Below are 18,987 nucleotides of genomic sequence, written 5' to 3'. Positions count from 1 at the left end.
CATACATGCCAATAATCTGGTCTGCCATCCCTTCTGCAAGAATCGTCTCACGCTTGCGGACAGTCTGGGGATCAAAGCTGCCATCACGGTCACGGGGAGTCTCAACGGTCACTTCACCATATTGTGTCTGAACTGTCTTGGACATCTTCCCGTTACGCCGATTGCCAGACTCACGGGATTCTCCACTCAGGTGAGCATCCATCTCACCTTCAAGAGCTGCATTCAATATACGCTCCAACATCGGTGCCAAAGCACCGTCTTTTCCAAATAAAGGCTTGCCTGTACGTAATTGCTCGGCTGCCAACTTGTAATCTATTTCTTCGTTTGCCATCTTAAAATAAACGTGTTAAACTACTTTTTTATTGGTGCCTGACACAGTTTACTTTACATTCTCTGCCAGATTTGCTACCATTCGCGTAACTTATTGTCATCAGGTGGAACAAACCCACAACCAGAAATCTGCACTTTATCTTTAGCATAGAGGGGCGCATCAGTTAGATGCACCCCTCTATTATATTCTGGCTATAAGCCTATGCTATTTAGCATATGCTACCGAACGAGTTTCCCGGATAACAGTAATCTTTACTTGACCTGGATAGGTCATCTCGTTCTGGATCTTTGTAGCAATTTCATCGGAGAGCTTTACACTTTCTTCATCATTCATCTTATCGGCTCCCACGATAACACGAAGTTCACGGCCTGCCTGAATGGCATAGGTCTTAGTTACTCCTGGATAACTCATCGCAATGGATTCAAGGTCATTCAGACGCTTAATATAGGCTTCTACAACTTCTCGGCGGGCACCGGGACGGGCACCGGAAATGGCATCGCAGACCTGCACTATCGGGGCAAGCAATGTCTGCATCTCAACCTCATCATGATGAGCACCAATGGCATTGCAAATATCAGGTTTCTCCTTATATTTCTCTGCAATTTTAGCTCCATAGAGTGCATGCGGCAACTCACTCTCTTCGTCAGGCACCTTACCAATATCGTGAAGCAGACCTGCACGCTTTGCTTTCTTTGGATTCAAGCCCAACTCTGAAGCCATGATGGCACAAAGATTAGCTGTCTCGCGAGCATGCTGCAATAAATTCTGCCCATAGGAAGAACGGTATTTCATCTTTCCGACAATTCGAATCAGTTCTGGATGCAGGCCATGTATGCCAAGATCGATAGTCGTGCGCTTTCCCGTTTCAATAATTTCATTGTCGAGTTGTTTCTTAACTTTTGCAACGACCTCTTCTATACGGGCTGGATGAATTCTTCCGTCAGCAACCAATTGGTGGAGAGCTAATCGACAAACCTCTCGACGGACTGGGTCGAAAGCCGAGATGACAATTGCCTCGGGAGTATCATCGACAACTATCTCAACGCCTGTTGCAGCCTCAAGGGCACGAATATTACGCCCTTCTCTACCTATGATGCGCCCTTTGATTTCATCGTTATCAATATGGAATACGCTTACCGAATTTTCTATTGCGGTCTCTGTCGCAACACGCTGAATGGTCTGGATAACAATTTTCTTTGCCTGACGGTTAGCATCAAGCTTTGCATCCGCAACTATCTCATTGACATAGCTTGCAGCATCCAGCTTAGCCTGGTCCTTCAAGCTCTCTATCAATCTCGACTTTGCCTCTTCTGCACTAAGCCCAGAGAGTTCCTCAAGCTTCATGCGCTCTTGTTCCTGCATCTTCTCAAGATCAACTTGCTTTGCCTGAAGATGCTTCTTTTCGCTATCAACACGCTGTTGCTGTTGATCAATCTCCATCTTTTTGCGACCGAGTTCTTCCTGGCGCTGATTCAAAGAAATCTCGCGTTGTTTGAGGCGATTTTCATTCTGTTGGATCTTCTGGTTACGCACCTGGACTTCTTTTTCCAACTCGCTTTTCTTGTTTAAGAATTTCTCCTTAACTTCAAGAAGCTTTTTTTCTTTTATCACATCCGCCTCTTTATTAGCGGCTTCAACTATACCTTTATATTTTCCTTTAATCACATAACGGAAAATCAGATACCCAGCAGCAATACCTATTACCAAAGCAATAGCTGCGACGATTAATATTGTTGTCATTTATTTAGTTATTAATAATATTCTCTTTTCCACATCACTCATTTTAGAGCCTCTTCTATTTCCGAAGTCAACTTTCTGAGAATATCATTAAAAGGCATGGCATCATGACGCTTGGATTCCTTCTCATATCTAAGTGCAATATCTATAAGTGCCATGTACAGTATTTCTTTATCACTTTTTCTTCCTTTGAAGACAGCGCTATAAGAATTAACGATATCTGTTATAAGCTTAGCACACCTACGATAAAGCTCCTCGTCTTCACGAGGAACCGTCACCGACATGTCAGTGTCGTATACATGCAGTCTTATATGTAATCTTTCTCCGTTGGCCTCACTCATCGCTCTGATTACTTTTCACTGAGCAGTGTGATACATTTGTTTACTTCTCTAATAAGCTTTGCAATTCTCTTCTGAGCTCCTTCAAAGTCTCCGTCTGAGACTTCAATCATGCGAGCCATTTTCAAACTGTCATAATCATGGTGAGCTTGAGCCAGCTTTCCTTGCAAAGTATTCAGCTGGGCATCGCGTTCTTCCAGCTCTGCATAGAGGCTTTCCCTCTCTTTCTTCATCTCTTGAAAGCGAAGAATCATTTGCCTCATGCGAGTGGTAAACAACGATAATGTTTTCTCGTTCTCATCCATAGATTCAGCTATTTGGATACAAATTTAATTTAAAAAACTGAAAATTCCAAATATTATGCAAAATTTTTATTTTTTTTGCCATCGTCTGCCGGCTTGGGCTCTTTCTTTGCAAGCATCACTACTTGATAGATAAAATCTGTAATCCACTTTCGTGAGAATCCAAGCTTTCTGTCATACTGCCGAACAGCCATAACTGCCTTCAATACACCAGCGTCCTTAAAATCATTCTTGTCAAAAAGATCGTTTACGGTTTTCTCTGTCATTACATAGATTGATTTTTTGAAAAAAGACGGTACCCGGAGTTTGAACTTCATCAAATTACCAACCAACATCATTAAATCTTGTGAGAAGCCTTGGAATTGCACAAGATAAATCTGAACATCTTGAATCTTATGACAATTTTTGCGAATGCTTAAATCTATTTCTTTGAAGAAGTCGTCATTGGTATTGTACATATTCTTCAACATCTTTTTGACCTGTGATTTTTCGCCTACTCCCAACTTGTTATTGACGGTTGGGACATGAAGCGTGGCTTTAAACATCCTTAGGTCTGGAAGCATTGATAAGTTCGTTATTCCCAAGTCGCTTGCTAATGCCGCCTGAAAATAAACTCTAACAAGCATCATATAGTCCTCCATTCCTCCAACTTTCCCTTTCTTGGAACTTTTCCCGAAGATTTTTGAAAATATTCCCATAATGTTTATAATATTTTTTATATTTAATTTTTACACTTCCACCATAGAAGTCAGCTACAAAATTACAACAAACTCATGATATTTCAAAATAATTTATGCATTAATTTCCTTGTTCCCATCGAAGTCTTGAAGGATTGCAAGATCTATCACTTATGCATTATCGATAAAATTTCCTGACTTTATTTAAAATAAACATTGAAAAATATTTGGGTTATTTATCCGAATATCATTATTTTGTTGTAACTTTGCACATTATTAAAAATGATATTTCATTTTTCACTTAAAAGATGAGAACTATATGAAAGGTATTGTACTTGCCGGTGGTTCAGGGACTCGTCTCTATCCTATAACAAAAGGAATTAGCAAGCAACTCATTCCTATATACGACAAGCCCATGGTTTACTATCCTGTTTCAGCATTAATGCTGGCAGGTATTCGGGACATTCTTGTCATTTCCACCCCGTTTGACCTTCCCGGGTTTAAAAGACTCTTTGGAGACGGTCATAACATAGGAGTTAATTTTGAGTATGCAGAGCAACCAAGTCCAGACGGCCTCGCGCAAGCATTCATTATAGGAGAAGAATTTGTCGGTAACGATAGTGTCTGCTTGGTATTAGGTGATAATATCTTTTATGGTGCAGGGTTTACCGGCCTATTGGAACAAAGCGTGATCAATGCAGAGCGGAATCATAAAGCTACCGTATTTGGTTATTATGTAAACGACCCGGAACGCTATGGCGTTGCAGAATTCGATGCGGAGGGCAATTGCCTAAGCATAGAAGAAAAGCCCGGGCACCCCAAGAGCAATTATGCAGTAGTGGGACTCTACTTCTATCCCAACAGCGTCATCGAGATTGCCAAGAATATAAAGCCAAGTGCTCGTGGAGAATTAGAAATCACGACCGTCAATCAGGAATACCTGAAACTGAATCAGCTGAAAGTCCAGACTCTACAGCGTGGCTTCGCATGGCTGGACACAGGCACACACGACAGTCTCTCCGAAGCCAGCACCTTTATTGAAGTCATTGAAAAGCGACAAGGCCTCAAAGTTGCCTGCCTTGAAGAAATTGCATACAAGAAAGGCTGGATTAACTCTGATCAGCTTCGTGAAGCCGCAAAGCCTATGTTGAAAAATGAATATGGAAAATATCTCATGCATTTGGTAGAAGAAAAATAAATAAAACACAAATAAATAATGGAAGAAAACAAGAATTTGGTTTCAGAGGAAACGCTGGAACAGGAAGGAAAATCTTCATTCGACTTTGCCCAGATTTACAAAGCCGTAATCCTAAATTGGAAATGGTTCGTGCTTTCCTTGATTATTTGCCTGGGTATAGCCGCTATCTATCTGCGCTACACAACCCCAGTCTATCAGGCAAATGCGAAATTCCTAATCAAGGATGAAAACAATAGTCAGCGCGGGAGTTCTTTGAAGAATGCCACCAACCTTGGTTTCATCTCTAACTCCAACGGTATCGACAATGAGATGGAAATTCTCAAATCCCATTCTCTCGCGGAGCAAACAGTCAGAGACCTAAAACTTTATGTTTCCTACCGTACGGAAGGACGGGTAAAAGATGTCATCTTATACAAAGGGCAACCCATCAGTGTCGACATAGATCCCATACATCTTGAATCGCTTGCCGCACCAGTAGACCTTGAGATACAACGCGAAGGTAAAGTCTACCATGCAACAGGAACCTATGGTAGTGGTTCTACCCCATACAGTTTCGATAAAACATTCTCCACCCTCCCCGCAACCATTGCAACCCAGGCCGGAACCTTAATATTTACCTCCAATGGTAGAACTCCCCTGAAAGACGGGCAGAGAATAAAAGTGCAAATTGTGTCCCCGAAATCCATGTCTTATAAATATAATAAGGCTCTTTCCGTTATCCAGACCTCGAAGACGACCACCATTGCACAGCTATCACTCACCGACGAGGTTCCAATGCGTGCCATCGACTACCTGACTCAACTGGTTGTTGTATATAACCGGCAGGCCAACGAAGACAAGAACGAAGTTGCGCGGCACACCGAGGAATTCATCAACGGACGTTTGGAGAAAATCAATGCTGAGCTGGGTAGTACTGAAGGGCAACTTGAAAGCTACAAAAGAAGAAACAATGTAGTTCAGCTCAATATGAATGCCGCACAGGCCATGCAGAACTCCGATGAATACTCCCAGAAACTGGCCGATGCCAACACTCAGGTGGCTCTTTTGAACAGCGTGCAGCAGAGCATGCGCTCAAGCGAGAAGTACGGACTGCTTCCTGCGAATGTAGGTATCAGCGACGGCAATGTCAACAGCTTGATAAACAAATATAATGAATTGGTCTTGGAGCGCAACCGGATACTGAAGAGTGCTTCGGAGACCTCGCCAACAGTTACGCCTCTTACAGAACAACTGGACGGCTTGAGCAGCAGCATCAACCGCGCGATGAATCAGGCAAAGACAAATCTGCAGATTCAGAGAAATGCCGTTGCTTCACAATTCAACAAATATTCCGGACAGGTTAATGAGTCTCCCGAACAAGAACGAATGTTGACCCAAATCGGCCGGCAGCAAGAAGTAAAGTCGGGACTCTATCTGATGCTGTTGCAGAAGCGAGAGGAAAATGCCATCTCGCTGGCCTCCACTGCAGATAAAGGAAAACTCCTGGACGGTCCTGACTATGGCGGGCAGATCAGCCCGAAGAAAAGCATGATATTGCTCATAGCCCTCATCCTCGGTCTGGCAATTCCAGCGCTGATACTCTTCATTGTCCAGCTCTTCCGATATAAGATTGAGGGGCATGAAGATGTGGTAAAACTCACCAAGCTGCCAATTCTTGCAGATGTCGCCGTGGCGAGCGAGACGGCCAAGACCAAAGCCGACATCGTCGTCCACGAAAACCAAAACAACCAGATGGAGGAAATCTTCCGAAGCGTGCGCACCAACCTGCAGTTCATGCTCAAGGAGGGTGAGAAAGTCATAATGTTCACCTCCAGCACATCGGGCGAAGGCAAGACATTCAATGCTGCCAACCTTGCCGTCAGCTTTGCATTGCTCGGCAAGAAGGTCATTCTCGTAGGTCTTGATATCCGTAAGCCACGACTTGCCGAACTATTTGAGATAGACGACCATATCCATGGCATAACCCCGCTCCTTGTAAAGGAGAATCCGTCGTGGGAAGATATTCAGAAACAGATTCTCCCTTCGGGCATCAACAACAACCTCGAATTGCTCATGGCCGGCCCGATACCTCCCAACCCAGCAGAACTGGTGGCACGCAAGAGTCTTGACGATATCTTTGACGAACTCAAGAAACATTACGACTATATCCTCATCGATACAGCGCCGGCCGGTCTGGTTACCGACACCCTGCAGATTGGTCGCGTGGCCAATGCCTGCATCTATATGTGCCGGGCCGACTATACGGCCAAGAGTACCTTCAGCCTTATCAATACCTTTGCCGAGGAAAAGAAGTTGCCTAATATGGCCATTATTATCAATGGCATTGATATGAGCAAAAAGAAATATGGTTACTATTATGGCTATGGCAAATATGGCAAGTATGGCAGATACGGCCATTACGGGCATTACGGAAACTATGGCAACTATGGCTCTTACAGTTCATACGGCAACTACAGCAACAGCCACTATGGCGACAAGAACGATACCTCAATTAAGAAGTAACCATGGCGACCATAGCAGTTGATTTCGACGGTACAATCGTTACCCACGAATACCCTAATATCGGCGAGGAGATTCCGTTTGCAACGGAAACTCTTCGCATGCTTATCCACGACCACCATCGGCTCATCCTGTGGAGTGTCCGTGAAGGCCAGCTCCTTCAAGATGCCATAGACTGGTGCAAAGAGCGCGGGGTCGAGTTCTATGCCGTGAACAAGGATTATCCTGAAGAGGAGAAAGACAAAAACAACCATTTCTCGCGGAAGATCAAGGCAGACTATTTTATCGATGACCGCAACATCGGAGGCTTGCCCGACTGGGGACAAATCTATCAGATTATAAGCACAAGGAAAAGCTACCGGCAGATATTGAGGGAATCAATGAACAGACTGACCGACCAACAGGTGCCGAAGAAAAAGCACTGGTGGAGCAAATAAACCAATGAGGGGGAGCTTTTCAGCTCCCCCTCATTCATACTATACCCCGACTTTATCACCCTTAGACCGAGACGCTCACGGTTCGGCGCGGCTGGCGCGACCGGCTGCCGGTCATTTCCGTACGGCTTTTTCGCCTGTGTCCATCAAATCAGTACGCCTGCAAAAGAAGCTTCCACTGATTCAGTTGATAAAGGGAAAAAGAGTTTATTGTAATTCGAAACAGCCATTGTGATGGCAAGAAAAGTAAGTATCAATGACTGAAACCAAGGTTTTCAATGGCTGAAACAGAATGTTTCAACGGCTGAAACACGGAGTTTCTATGACAGAATCAAAGATTGCAGATGGCCAGTAGCCCTGATAATGACGGCCTATATGCACCTCCCCGGCAACCTTTTTTCATCTTTTCAAGGCCTGTCCGATTTTCTTCGGAATACTCCTGAAGAAAAGGCTCCTCATCATGGTGGGCGACAAAGAATAGAATTGCCAGTAATTTCGAATCTTCCTGGTAAAGGAGTCTATATAATACCGTATTCCACTCCTCACCGTATACTTCTGACTATACTTGCCAAAGTTTCCTCCCTCAAATACCAATTGCAGGACAGGCTCTATCCTATTTCTGTCTTTCTTGTCTATCGCCACAGGGAGGACAGCCTCGTCCAGCCCGAGTTTCTCCACGCAGATAGCCTCGAAAGCGGTAAAGCCCCGCCTGATATCAAACTCCTCAAGAAGCAGCCTGACTTTATGGTTATCATAGCGTTGATTCAGCAAAACGGCAAAATCACAAATCTGCCGTAGTCCCACCCCTAACTCTATAAAATGATGATAAAGATGAAGATAGGTATAGACTAATTCTGCCTCGGGCGAAAGAATCGGCACTTCGACGCCCTCTACATTGCGAGTGCATGGCTTGGCATCGAGAATCATTCGGTCGAAAACTGCCTGTAGCCTCGGTGAAGTGAATTTCAGAAGAAGGTAGTGCATCTCGAACACAATGCCGTTATGCACGAATGCTATGTGCTGCTCGCCAGCCTCATCTGCCTCGTATTCTACATTCCAAGCCTCGGAGATTGCAGACTTTGCCTGTTCAAAATTATCCGTGCCGCAATAGAAATCCACATCTCCCGGTATCCTCGATGATGCCTCGGGATACAATGCGCCGATGGTTGCTCCCTTCACCACGATGAACTTGATATGCCTTTCCCTCAACAGGCTGCACAAGGCAATGAGCTCCGCATTAAGATTCTCGTTCACTCCTCGAATGTCGCGCAAGTTTGCAAAAGTATTGATAGCGTCCATTTTCTGCAACTTCACATTGTTCGACATCAAAGACTGACAAAGCAGACCCGTTACAGTCTGCCTGCTTGCCAACTCCATAAGGCTCTTATAGGCGCCGGAAGGCATTTCAAAAGACTCCGTAGGCTTCTTCCACAAAGCCGAGGCAATCATCTGGAAAAGAAAGTCTTTCCGAGTCATCCGGCTCTATTAATTGGCTTTTGAAGTATCCAGAGCTGAGAATACAGAGTTCTTAGACACATATTCAGGCACGATTTCCTTCATGGCCTTCACGATGGCCATCTCATCGTATGTATGCGAAATATGTATTAAATCCTCTATTTGCTTATTCGCGGTGTCGTAATCATATTTCCGCACCTTCGCGATACGGATCTTCTCGTGGAAGCTCGGAACCGTGTTCTCGTCATTTGAGAGCACCTCTTCATAAAGCTTTTCTCCTGCGCGAAGCCCAGTATACTTTATTTCTACATTCGTAGCTCCGCTCAATCTGATCATGCGCTTTGCCAAATCCGCTATCCTCACGGGCTTGCCCATGTCGAAGACAAAGATTTCCCCACCCTTGCCGCGTGTTCCGGCTTCCAATACGAGCTTGCATGCCTCGGGTATCAACATGAAGAAGCGAATGATGTTTGGATCGGTAACCGTGATGGGGCCGCCGTTCTTGATCTGCTCTTCAAACAGGGGAATGACAGAACCGTTTGACCCCAGCACATTCCCGAAACGGGTCGTGATAAACTGTGTGATGGCTTTCTCGCCATTATACATCAGCTGGTCTCCCTTAGCAACCGAAGCGTTCAGCGACTGCACATATATCTCGCAGATACGCTTGGAACACCCCATCACATTGGTAGGGTTCACCGCCTTGTCGGTACTCAGCATCACAAACTTCTTGACACCATACTTCACGCTGAGATCGGCTATGACCTTCGTCCCGTAGACATTGTTCTGAATGGCCTCCGAGGGATTGTTCTCCATCATCGGCACATGCTTATAAGCCGCAGCATGGAATACATAGTCTGGGCGGAAGTCTCTGAATATCCGCTCCATCCGTTCCTGATTCTCTATCGTTCCCACTACCGTGGTGGTCTTGATGTCAGGCCATTGACGCACCATCATCATGCGAATGTCGTGCTGTGGTGTCTCGGCTGAGTCTATCAGCATCAGCTCCGAAGGCTTATAGTCTGATATTTGACGGAGTATCTCACTACCAATGCTTCCCGCACTACCCGTTATAAGAATCTTGTGCCCACATAGCAGATTGCCAATCGCGTCCATGTCTACCTGGATTTGGTTTCTTGGCAACAAGTCTTCTATATGGATAGGCCTCAGCTGCGTCATGTTGATGTCCTCTCCCGGATGCCATTCATGCGTGGCAGAGGTCATATAAATCTTGACATTGTTGGATATCAGCATGTCCTGCAAAGCTTCATCCGCACGGAATCGTTCGTTCTGCAACGGAGATACCAACACGGCCTGGATATTCATTCCCTTCAATACATGGGGCAGGTCGTCATTCACTTCATATACTTTCTCACCCAATAAGATACGCCCTTCATAGCGGGCTTCCGGAGAAATGAATCCTTTCAGTTGGAAACGAGACGGCTTCGCATTGCGAATATTCTTGGCGAGACCGACGCCACCTTCCTTCACACCATATACAAAAGTGCGTATTCCCTTATCAGTACTGAAGGCTACATCATATAGGCTCTTTACCAATACACGCATTGCCCACATGAGAATCGTCGCAATGACATACATCGCAAGGATCTGGCGTCCTTCCAAAGGAACGAAGCCCCATGAGTCGTGGAAAGGATAGATGATGTAATGGAACACCAAGGCTATGACGCACGAGAGCGCCATGGCCAGCCCCACCCTCTCCAAATCGACAAAGGAAGAGTAACGGATGATTCCCGAATAGGTATGGAAAATCTTGAAGCCAATCAGGTTGAAGATCATATAGACAAAGATGGTCTTTGTCAGAATGCCTATATTTCCCAGCGTAACGGCTCCATGGTAATACAGCCAGAACACGAAGATGCCTGACAAATAGCATATTAATAAGTCCAATAGAAGAATGCACCAATAAGGCAGCGCATTCTTCGTGAAATACCAGTTTAATATCTTATGCAACATAATCTTTCTATTTCGCTTGTATCTAAAAACTGCCTAAACAATCGACTTCTTAATGGCATCTATGATGTAGGCAATGTCGTCATCCGTTACTAGTGGACCGGATGGAAGGCAAAGCCCTGTCTTGAAGATGCTTTCGCTCACTCCGTTACCGTATGCGGGACAATCCTTGTATACGGGTTGCCTGTGCATGGGCTTCCACAAGGGACGGCTTTCTATATTGGCCTTGTCCAAGGCCACACGCATGGCCTCTACATTCGTATTAGGCTCGCAGTCTGTATGGACTTTCCCGGTAGAGTGAACTACACCAGCAGCCCCGCCGACAGCTCCTTTCACGGCCTCATGATAGGCCTCATCCTGACCTGCAACCCTGAGATTAGAATCCAAGGTTATGGTATTCAGCCAGAAATTAGAATCGCAATGCTCATCGGGATTTCCATGAAAAGTGATGCCTTCCATATCTTTGAAACCTTCTGCATATAGTTTTGCGATATGTCGATGGTGGGCAATATGCTCGTCCAGAACGGTCAGCTGACCACGGCCGATACCTGCACAGATGTTACTCAGCCGGTAGTTGTAGCCAATCTCTTCATGCTGATAATATGGGAAAGCTTCGCGAGCCTGGGTAGCAAAGAACATTACTCGATTCTTGCTCTCCTCGTCCGGGCAAATCAAGGCTCCGCCTCCCGAAGTCGTAATCATCTTGTTGCCATTGAAACTCATCACGCCATACTTGCCAAATGTACCCACCACCTGACCATCGTATCTCGAGCCAAGTCCCTCGGCGGCATCTTCTATCAGCGGAATGTCATATTTCCCTGCCACCTGCATGATTTCCTTGATCTTTGCGGGCATGCCATAGAGGTATACCACGATGATGGCCTTAGGCTTCTTGCCCGTTTTCTCGATACGGTCTTTGATAGCCACTTCTAACAATTCTGGATCCATATTCCAAGTGTCCCGTTCCGAATCCACGAACACGGGAACAGCTCCTTGATAGGTTACCGGGTGCGAACTGGCACAGAATGTGAAGCTCTGACAAATCACTTCGTCGCCAGTTTTCACGCCTAATGCCACCAAGGAAAGATGCACGGCTGAAGTGCCCGAGCAGAGAGCCACAACCTGTTTCCTCTCTAATGCGGGTAATGAGTCTGGCCATAGGTTGTCCGGATTGCTCTCATGGGCATTGATTGTGTCTGGATAATTCTCTCCCTCATAACGCTTCTCCCCATCGGAATGGCTTGAAGAGGTTACAAACCGCTTCAACTCCTCTTCAAACGCATTCACATTCGGGCCAAGTGGAACAACCCAATTGGTGTCGAAGGCTTCTTTTATATATTTCATCTCATTCCCTGACATATGTGCAAGGCAGAGCAGAATTCTATTTTTTTTCATATATCTATTTCATCTAAGTGTTAAACCATAATGCCAATTACTGGACATGGTGGACTCAGTCTCCCCAGACTCCAGAGTCTTCATACTCCTTGCTGTGCGCACCACTCGCCCCTCCTTCACCAGGATTCGTCGGATCCACAACGACGGCGTCCGGGTCACTTGCAGCAAGAATTTCTGATGAGGCATATGCACGAGCCTGACATTGCGGCTCTATATAATTTCTCTTCATATTCGTTTACCTATCTAATAACTATCTTTTTGCCATTTTTGATATAGATTCCTCTGGACAGATTCTCGTTGTCCATCCGTAATCCGGAAATTGAATAGACGGCATTATTTATCGTTGGGTCTAATTTTATCTTTTCAATCCCTGTGGTCTGGCCTACAAGGCAAACTTTCGCCTCAGCCTGTACAGTCCTGACAAAAGCCCGGAAACCATAGATTATTTTATCAGATTCTATCGGCTTACAAAGCTTATCTTCCGAATAAAAGAACAATTCCGTTCCATCCGTTTTCATCTCGTAGTTCCCAAAAGTACCTATGAAAGAATAGCCCTGAATGGTTTGCTCGACAGGAGTAGCCTTGCTGATAACCACATCCGTAAACCTAGGGCTCGCTGCATCCGCCCTTAGCAAATAGGCTTTGCCGGCCTCAATATGATCAGTCTTTGTAAAAAACATTGTCGAATTCTGCACGGAAGAGAATTCCCTAATCTCTGCGTTCTCGCCAAAAACCGACCTTACTTGATTGGCATCCACATCGAAAGGCAAACAGAATGTGTTCCAATAAGCGGAAACCAGCTTGCGATCCGACAAGGTAACGGTAGCCCTCTTACCCAAATAACCAGTCAGGACAGACTCATTGTCAGCATTCTGAAAGAGAGAAAGGTTGTCGGACGCATCTGCATAGGTAACTATTATCTTAGAGATATTTGCAGAACTTGCTCTGGAGCTTAGCTTCACCGATTCGCCATTTGTAAAATCAGTCAAGGTACATTCTTCCACGCCTCCCCCAGCAATATCTTTATTACCATACTGCAAATAGGCTAAATACCTCCCCATAAACTTTATAGACTGAATGGTACATCCTTCTTGAACAGAAATCGTGATAGCATCGCCCTTATAAACTCTCATCTGCCCCACATTCTTAATCAACCAGAAACCACTATTGGCGTTGGTAAAAGAAGACTCGATAACTACAGGAGATGCTGTTGTAATCCTCTTGAAATCATGGGATGTTTCCGAATAATCAGAATAATAGCTTTTTATCGCGCTCTCGGTCGTGAAATCAAAAGTTACTACATTCTGGGCATTCATCCCAAGGAGGGTAAATAGGACTCCACAAATTAAGGATACAGATCTCTTCATAAACTATTGTTATATATATTCAAGAACAAAGTTAATCATTCTTTATAATAAAAGGAAATGATTCGCATAAGAATTTATAGTCCTAATTAAAATTCCTTAAATATGAGGGCAGGCATAAGCAGTTCCTATGAAGGGTCTTGCGTCCATACTAGTATCATGGAATTCAGCACCGGCAGATACAAGGAACCACTTTACAACCATCGCTTCGCAGTAACTATACAAACCCTCTGTGCATTTAGCATAAGACCTTTGTTCCAAACACGAAAATTGTTTGCGCAAAATTTGTACACGAATCATAATACAGCTCCATCCGCACAAATATAAAAAAGAATTAGTCGGCTGGGCTATATCTTCTCTCCGGCATAATCCATTTTCTTTCCCAAGACCGTGCAGACCATCATTTGTATATCTTTAACGAACGAATAGTGCTGCAAGTAATAAAGATTCAGCCGCACCTTATCAGGATAAATTACCTCATCATTATATTGCTGTGGATTATCCACGGTAGCCAATAAATATTCTTCATCACGATATTTCAGGCTTGCAGGGCCCGTAATCCCAGGCTTCAACTTCAAAACATTCCGGCTCTCCCCCTCTAACTTATCGGCATAGCCAGGCACATCCGGACGGGGGCCGACAAAGCTCATGTCGCCCTTCAGTACATTCCAGAGTTCCGGGAGCTCATCGAGCTTGTATCTCCGCAGCTTTTCGCCGAGAGGAGTAATTCTGCTTTGTTCCTCCGAAGCAATGGAAGTGGTCTCTGAATCCCTGCTGGCTATCGAGGCTTCTTTCTTCACTGTCATTGATCGGAACTTGTAAACGGTAAACAGCTTACCATTTTGCCCTACCCGCTTTTGCCTGAACAGGACTGGCCCTTCCGGCATTTTTACTTTAATCAGGATGGCAACCACTAATAGCGCGGGGCTTAGGCAAATAAGCCCTACCAGCGACATCAACCTGTCAAAAATACACTTTAATATCATTTTTTAGTTAAAGCCATACTTATAACTACCCATATATTATCTACCAACTAAAAGCCAATAGCTAAAAACTATCCCTCTTCGGGATATATTGCACATACATATCACCGTTAGGCATTGCTTTGACAACTCGAATCTCATTTACAGCTTCGGCTGATTTTAATGAAGCTATGTTATTATGAGAAATCGTACCATAGGTTTCCATCTGCAAACAGGAGGCTATCTCCGTAGCACACTGATTCATCAGCTTGTTTATTCCCATCCGCCTATGCTGATAATCCGTCATATAGCCACGGAAGCATTTACCCCAGAAATAACTTCTCATGAAGAAATAGCCTATTGCTTCTGGCTCGACAGATTCATTCTTATCAATCTTAATAGTATTATTTCTCGAAGGCTCAACGACCACAAACGCTAAAAACGACTTATCCTTGGCAAGTGTTTTCAATGAAGCCACATCAAAGCCATGTGGCCTGAAATACTCAAACGCTTCCTCTGGTTGCCTTGCAAACATACTAGCCAACAAAGGAATATTAGCCTCATCCAGAGCTACTATCGAGTATTGTTTCGTTTTATATCTATCGAGAATGAGCGGAATTTGCATGAGTTTTCGCCTGTATCTGACATTAAAAAGCCGAGACAAGATGATTCCAAAAAAATTCCAGACCTGCGGACATCTGTCCCGTAAGAAATGTGCTATTTTGTACAACATTACCTTCTGTCTTAATCCTTACACCCCAAAGCAATCATCGACTAGACCCCAAGGCTATGGTAATACTCCAATAGCGCGGCCCAGACATCTTTCTGTTCATACCGACTTACAATCATTTCTCTGGCATTTGCACCCATTCGCTTCACTTCTGCAGGATGCTCCAGAAAGTATCTCATCGTCTCGTAGAGAGCTGTCTGCATAGCGGTTTCCCCTTTCTCATTCCTACGCTTACCAGCATCAGATAGTGGTGCTACAATTATTCTCCCGTTCTGCCCGTCCTTGATAATCTCATTACACCCGTTGATATCGGTTACAATACTTGCCAAATTCATTGCCCCGGCTTGCATCGGAACATTAGGGAATCCTTCCCGATAGCTTGGAAATACCAATGCGTCCGCTGCCGCAAGGTAAGGCCTCACATCCTCTTGCCAACCAATCCATCTTACATACGGCGAAGTCTTCAACCACCTTTCATCTTCTTCAGTAATAGGATCTCCTTTTTCAAATGAGCCGACCAACAAAAGTTTAGGAATCCGGAGTTGACAGTTGTTTGTTGCTTGCCTATCACCAATAGCAATATCGGAAGGCTGAGAAACAGAAACAGGGGACTGCGTTAACTTCCTCATTGCGCCGACAAGTTCATGAATTCCCTTATCATGGACTATCCGACCTATAAATACAAAAACGAAATCATCTTCTGAGAACCCATATTTGCCCCGAATGTCATGGATTGTTCTCATTTCAAGATTTGGCTGTGGAGCGCCGTTTCCTTTCGGATCTGCGTCATTTACTAATAACGAGCCTAAGCTGAAGAGTTTGGTATCTACGCCGTTGATATTCCCATAATGTAAGACTCTCATTGGCTTGCTTGTTATGCCGTCTTCCCGCAAAGTGTGCAAAACCCCATTCCCTTCAGGTATTATGTTTGTAGCGCAAAAACAAGAAAGCTTTTCCATCATTTTCAGAATCATCCGAAGCGGTCCCGTTGCCCCTTGATACCGAAGTCCTGTTACCAGATAAATCCTAAAGGGAATCCCAGTAATTTTCCCGGCAATTAGGCCGAGCAGGCTTCCTTTGGGAGTATTGCAATGCAGAATGTCCGGCTTCTCCTTTTTAAAGAGCTTGTATAAATTCCATAGCGACCTGATGTCTTCTCGCAAGGAGATCTCACGACACATTGACACATTGATCACCCTAATCCCCTCTCTTTCTGCCACAGCTTGTAGAAGCCCAGTGTCAGATGCCACCCCCACGACATCATAATAATCCGACAGAAAACGCAACTGTCCTCTTATCAGTTTATCCAGAGAAAAGTCAACTGTCATCAACCTGAAAAGCTTCTTCTTATTTTCCATTATCAATCATTTTTTAAAAGTATGGGAATTATGAAACTGAAAAATACTTTTTATGGGGCAATATAAGTATCGTATGGAAGCAACAAAGTAAAAGGCGGCCTTTTACTCTCCTTTTAACGGCTATCTACCCTCCTTCTAACGGCCTTTTGGCGAGTAAAAAGCTACCTTTTGCAAGCCTGTTCTTATTTCCCAGTATTTCAGTTGATTACACTTTCGTAAACAACGAGGTATACACCTGCTCATATCCTGCAACCATCTTATTGATGTCGTATTGCAAGGCACGACGATAGCAAGCATCTGCCACCTTATTATAATAGGCGTTGTTATCATGCAGTTGCTTGATAATATTTGCCAAGGCCTGGGCATCCTGATGGGGGAAAAGAATTCCATATCCATGCGTAACCTCTCTCAAGCCGTTCACATCACTCGCAATAAAAGGCTTGCCCGAGGCCATTCCCTCGATATTCGAGAGGGACAGTCCCTCCCAATGGGAAGACATCACAACCATGTCGGCAGCTTTCAACACACGAGGAATATCCGTGCGCATCCCCAAGAACCTGATCCTGTCAGCAACATCCAATTGGGCTGCCAAAGCCTTAACAGTCTCCAGTCTTACACCAACACCGGCAAACCAGACCTCAAATTTTTCCTTGCCCAAAAGGCTTAAGGCCCTCACCACAGTGTCTTGATCTTTTGCTTCGCGAAAGCCTGCTACCATCAGGATGGCCCGACGGCCATCTTTTATCTGCAGGAGTCCTTCATCGGCACCGGCATCATTAATGGCCCGGACATCCACGCCATTATTGATTGTGGATATACGCTTATATCTATCAGAAGTCTCATCCTGCCATTCTCCTCCCATATATTCCCGGAGCTTCTGCTCCGCAATCCCACTGATGCAAATAACATGGTCGTATTGTCCATACATCCAGCTTTCTATCGGAGCATACCACTTCCAACTGCGTTTGCGGTTGGAAGTGGTATGCTCGGTTGAGACAAGCCCCACCGAGCATAACACTTTTGCAATGGCCACGAAAAGCTGGGGTGAAGAGTTATGCGTGTGTACAATGTCGTAGTTTCGCATAATACGGCTTAACTTCAATATATACAGGGGATTATAATATCCATGCCCAAGTTTGTATATCTTTATCGCAGGATTCTCTGCCCGCAACTTCTCCATCAAGGGAGTCTCCTCCCCATTGAAAACGGCCAAGTCCACGGTATGCCCCATAGCTCGCAGTCTCGGAATCATCTCCGAGACCAGCTTCTCCGCACCTCCCATGGCCAAGGAGGTTATTACCTGCAGTATTCTCACAACAATTCTTTTTCCATATTTCGCATATCCCGCCAGTGCATCATAGCACCTATAGGGAAAAGCACATTCCAAAATCCATTAACTCCCGGCAAGTACTTTCGATTCCTCTCACCGCCTTTCTTAGTTAGGCAAAGCCTGAATCTCCAATAATTGACAGCGGCTTTCACCCGCTGGATAAAAGGTATATCATAGCTCAGCATTTCTGCATAAGTCATACAAGAGGCTATGGGACTATTCATCCGAGCTCTGACAATTCCCGCCGTAATACCTTCCGCTTGGTACTCTGCTATATAAATCGGCTTGTTAAAATAATGCAACTTATATTCTTGCGCTATACGAAACCATATCAATTGTTCCGGGCAAAACCGCTCCCCTGCAATCTCAGGAAAAGGGTATTGTCTTAACACTTCGATTCTGAAAACCTCTTTCAGATCTCCATGCACATGATATCTATATCGGATATCTATAGCGTTACAGTCTATATAGTCATGTGGTAATCCAGAGCCAATCATCTGATAACCATCCATTGCAATATCAAGACCTGCAAGTCCGCCTAACGACATATTATCCTTGACACTCTCCCATTCGTCTGCAATAGTCTGTAAGGCATCGTCGGTCAGCATATCATCGCTATCAGCAATGAAGAACAACTCTCCCTGAGCCTTTTTGACACCGACATTTACAGCCGTATGCTTGCCCCCATTCTCTTTCTTAAAATACTGAATTGGGAAAGCAGAAGACTGATTTTGAAACGAACAGACCATATCTTTCGTATTGTCCGTAGAGCCATCATCCACTATGATCCATTCGAAATCCCTGAAACCTTGCCTCTTCAGACTCTCATAAAGCCTTGGCAATAAGCTTGCCCTATTGTATGTGGGGGTGAATATCGTAATCAATGGCTTAGTTATCTTTTATTCC

Annotated in this window: 18 protein-coding genes; 3 read left to right on the top strand and 15 right to left on the bottom strand. The window is 44.7% G+C overall.

What is annotated here, in order from left to right; all coding sequences use genetic code 11:
* The 5 genes from BM114_RS11015 to BM114_RS10995 all read right to left on the bottom strand — a co-directional run.
* A partial coding sequence (locus BM114_RS11015; protein WP_177207097.1) for a transposase occupies positions 1-331 on the bottom strand: 331 nt, incomplete at its 3' end.
* Positions 332-535: 204 nt separating this feature from the next.
* Positions 536-2,071, bottom strand: a complete 1,536-nt coding sequence (rny, locus tag BM114_RS11010) for a ribonuclease Y (RefSeq protein ID WP_092113410.1) — start codon at positions 2,069-2,071, stop codon at positions 536-538.
* 38 nt (positions 2,072-2,109) lie between these two features.
* On the bottom strand, positions 2,110-2,409 hold the full coding sequence (locus BM114_RS11005; RefSeq protein WP_092113408.1) for a cell division protein ZapA: 300 nt from the start codon (positions 2,407-2,409) through the stop codon (positions 2,110-2,112).
* Between the two features lie 8 nt (positions 2,410-2,417).
* Complete coding sequence (locus BM114_RS11000; protein WP_092113406.1) at positions 2,418-2,711, bottom strand: hypothetical protein; 294 nt, start codon at positions 2,709-2,711, stop codon at positions 2,418-2,420.
* 53 nt (positions 2,712-2,764) lie between these two features.
* Positions 2,765-3,406: a hypothetical protein gene (locus BM114_RS10995; protein WP_092113405.1), complete on the bottom strand. Its 642-nt coding sequence runs from the start codon at positions 3,404-3,406 to the stop codon at positions 2,765-2,767.
* 298 nt (positions 3,407-3,704) lie between these two features.
* On the opposite strand from BM114_RS10995, the gene rfbA reads away from it, so the two are divergent.
* The 3 genes from rfbA to BM114_RS10980 are packed head-to-tail and all read left to right on the top strand — an operon-like array spanning position 3,705 to position 7,519.
* Entirely contained in the window at positions 3,705-4,583 is an 879-nt protein-coding gene (gene rfbA / locus BM114_RS10990; RefSeq protein WP_092113403.1) for a glucose-1-phosphate thymidylyltransferase RfbA, read from the top strand.
* Positions 4,584-4,601: 18 nt separating this feature from the next.
* Positions 4,602-7,085: a GumC family protein gene (locus BM114_RS10985; RefSeq protein ID WP_092113401.1), complete on the top strand. Its 2,484-nt coding sequence runs from the start codon at positions 4,602-4,604 to the stop codon at positions 7,083-7,085.
* A gap of 2 nt (positions 7,086-7,087) precedes the next feature.
* The gene (locus tag BM114_RS10980) at positions 7,088-7,519 is read left to right on the top strand and encodes a BT0820 family HAD-type phosphatase (RefSeq protein WP_092113398.1); all 432 of its coding nucleotides are present in this window, start codon (positions 7,088-7,090) and stop codon (positions 7,517-7,519) included.
* Between the two features lie 396 nt (positions 7,520-7,915).
* Here BM114_RS10980 and BM114_RS10975 read toward each other — a convergent pair whose 3' ends face one another.
* The 10 genes from BM114_RS10975 to BM114_RS10935 all read right to left on the bottom strand — a co-directional run bounded on the left by BM114_RS10975 (position 7,916) and on the right by BM114_RS10935 (position 18,965).
* Positions 7,916-8,992, bottom strand: coding sequence for a nucleotidyltransferase domain-containing protein (locus tag BM114_RS10975; RefSeq protein ID WP_092113397.1), 1,077 nt, complete (start codon positions 8,990-8,992; stop codon positions 7,916-7,918).
* A 9-nt stretch (positions 8,993-9,001) separates the two neighbouring features.
* Positions 9,002-10,945 (bottom strand): polysaccharide biosynthesis protein, encoded by a 1,944-nt coding sequence (locus BM114_RS10970; protein ID WP_092113395.1) that lies wholly within the window; start codon positions 10,943-10,945, stop codon positions 9,002-9,004.
* Positions 10,946-10,978: 33 nt separating this feature from the next.
* On the bottom strand, positions 10,979-12,337 hold the full coding sequence (locus BM114_RS10965) for a DegT/DnrJ/EryC1/StrS family aminotransferase (RefSeq protein ID WP_092113393.1): 1,359 nt from the start codon (positions 12,335-12,337) through the stop codon (positions 10,979-10,981).
* Between the two features lie 55 nt (positions 12,338-12,392).
* A complete protein-coding gene (locus BM114_RS14415; RefSeq protein WP_177207096.1) occupies positions 12,393-12,566 on the bottom strand; it encodes a hypothetical protein in 174 nt (57 codons plus the stop codon).
* 10 nt (positions 12,567-12,576) lie between these two features.
* Entirely contained in the window at positions 12,577-13,704 is a 1,128-nt protein-coding gene (locus BM114_RS10960; protein WP_092113391.1) for a hypothetical protein, read from the bottom strand.
* Positions 13,705-14,048: 344 nt separating this feature from the next.
* On the bottom strand, positions 14,049-14,687 hold the full coding sequence (locus BM114_RS10955; RefSeq protein ID WP_092113390.1) for a sugar transferase: 639 nt from the start codon (positions 14,685-14,687) through the stop codon (positions 14,049-14,051).
* Positions 14,688-14,748: 61 nt separating this feature from the next.
* Positions 14,749-15,288, bottom strand: coding sequence for a transcriptional regulator (locus tag BM114_RS10950; RefSeq protein WP_369808424.1), 540 nt, complete (start codon positions 15,286-15,288; stop codon positions 14,749-14,751).
* Between the two features lie 149 nt (positions 15,289-15,437).
* Positions 15,438-16,751 (bottom strand): glycosyltransferase family 4 protein, encoded by a 1,314-nt coding sequence (locus tag BM114_RS10945; protein ID WP_092113416.1) that lies wholly within the window; start codon positions 16,749-16,751, stop codon positions 15,438-15,440.
* A gap of 205 nt (positions 16,752-16,956) precedes the next feature.
* Positions 16,957-18,066 carry a glycosyltransferase gene (locus tag BM114_RS10940; protein ID WP_092113386.1) on the bottom strand — a complete coding sequence of 370 codons (1,110 nt, stop codon included), beginning with the start codon at positions 18,064-18,066 and terminating at the stop codon, positions 16,957-16,959.
* A complete protein-coding gene (locus tag BM114_RS10935; protein ID WP_255406495.1) occupies positions 18,063-18,965 on the bottom strand; it encodes a glycosyltransferase family 2 protein in 903 nt (300 codons plus the stop codon). Before BM114_RS10935 ends, BM114_RS10940 begins: the two co-directional genes overlap by 4 nt.
* Positions 18,966-18,987: the final 22 nt, after the last annotated feature.

Origin of the sequence: Prevotella sp. KH2C16, assembly GCF_900113305.1 — a bacterium.
Classification (GTDB): Bacteria; Bacteroidota; Bacteroidia; order Bacteroidales; family Bacteroidaceae; genus Prevotella.
This window is presented reverse-complemented; position numbering and strand designations above follow the sequence as displayed.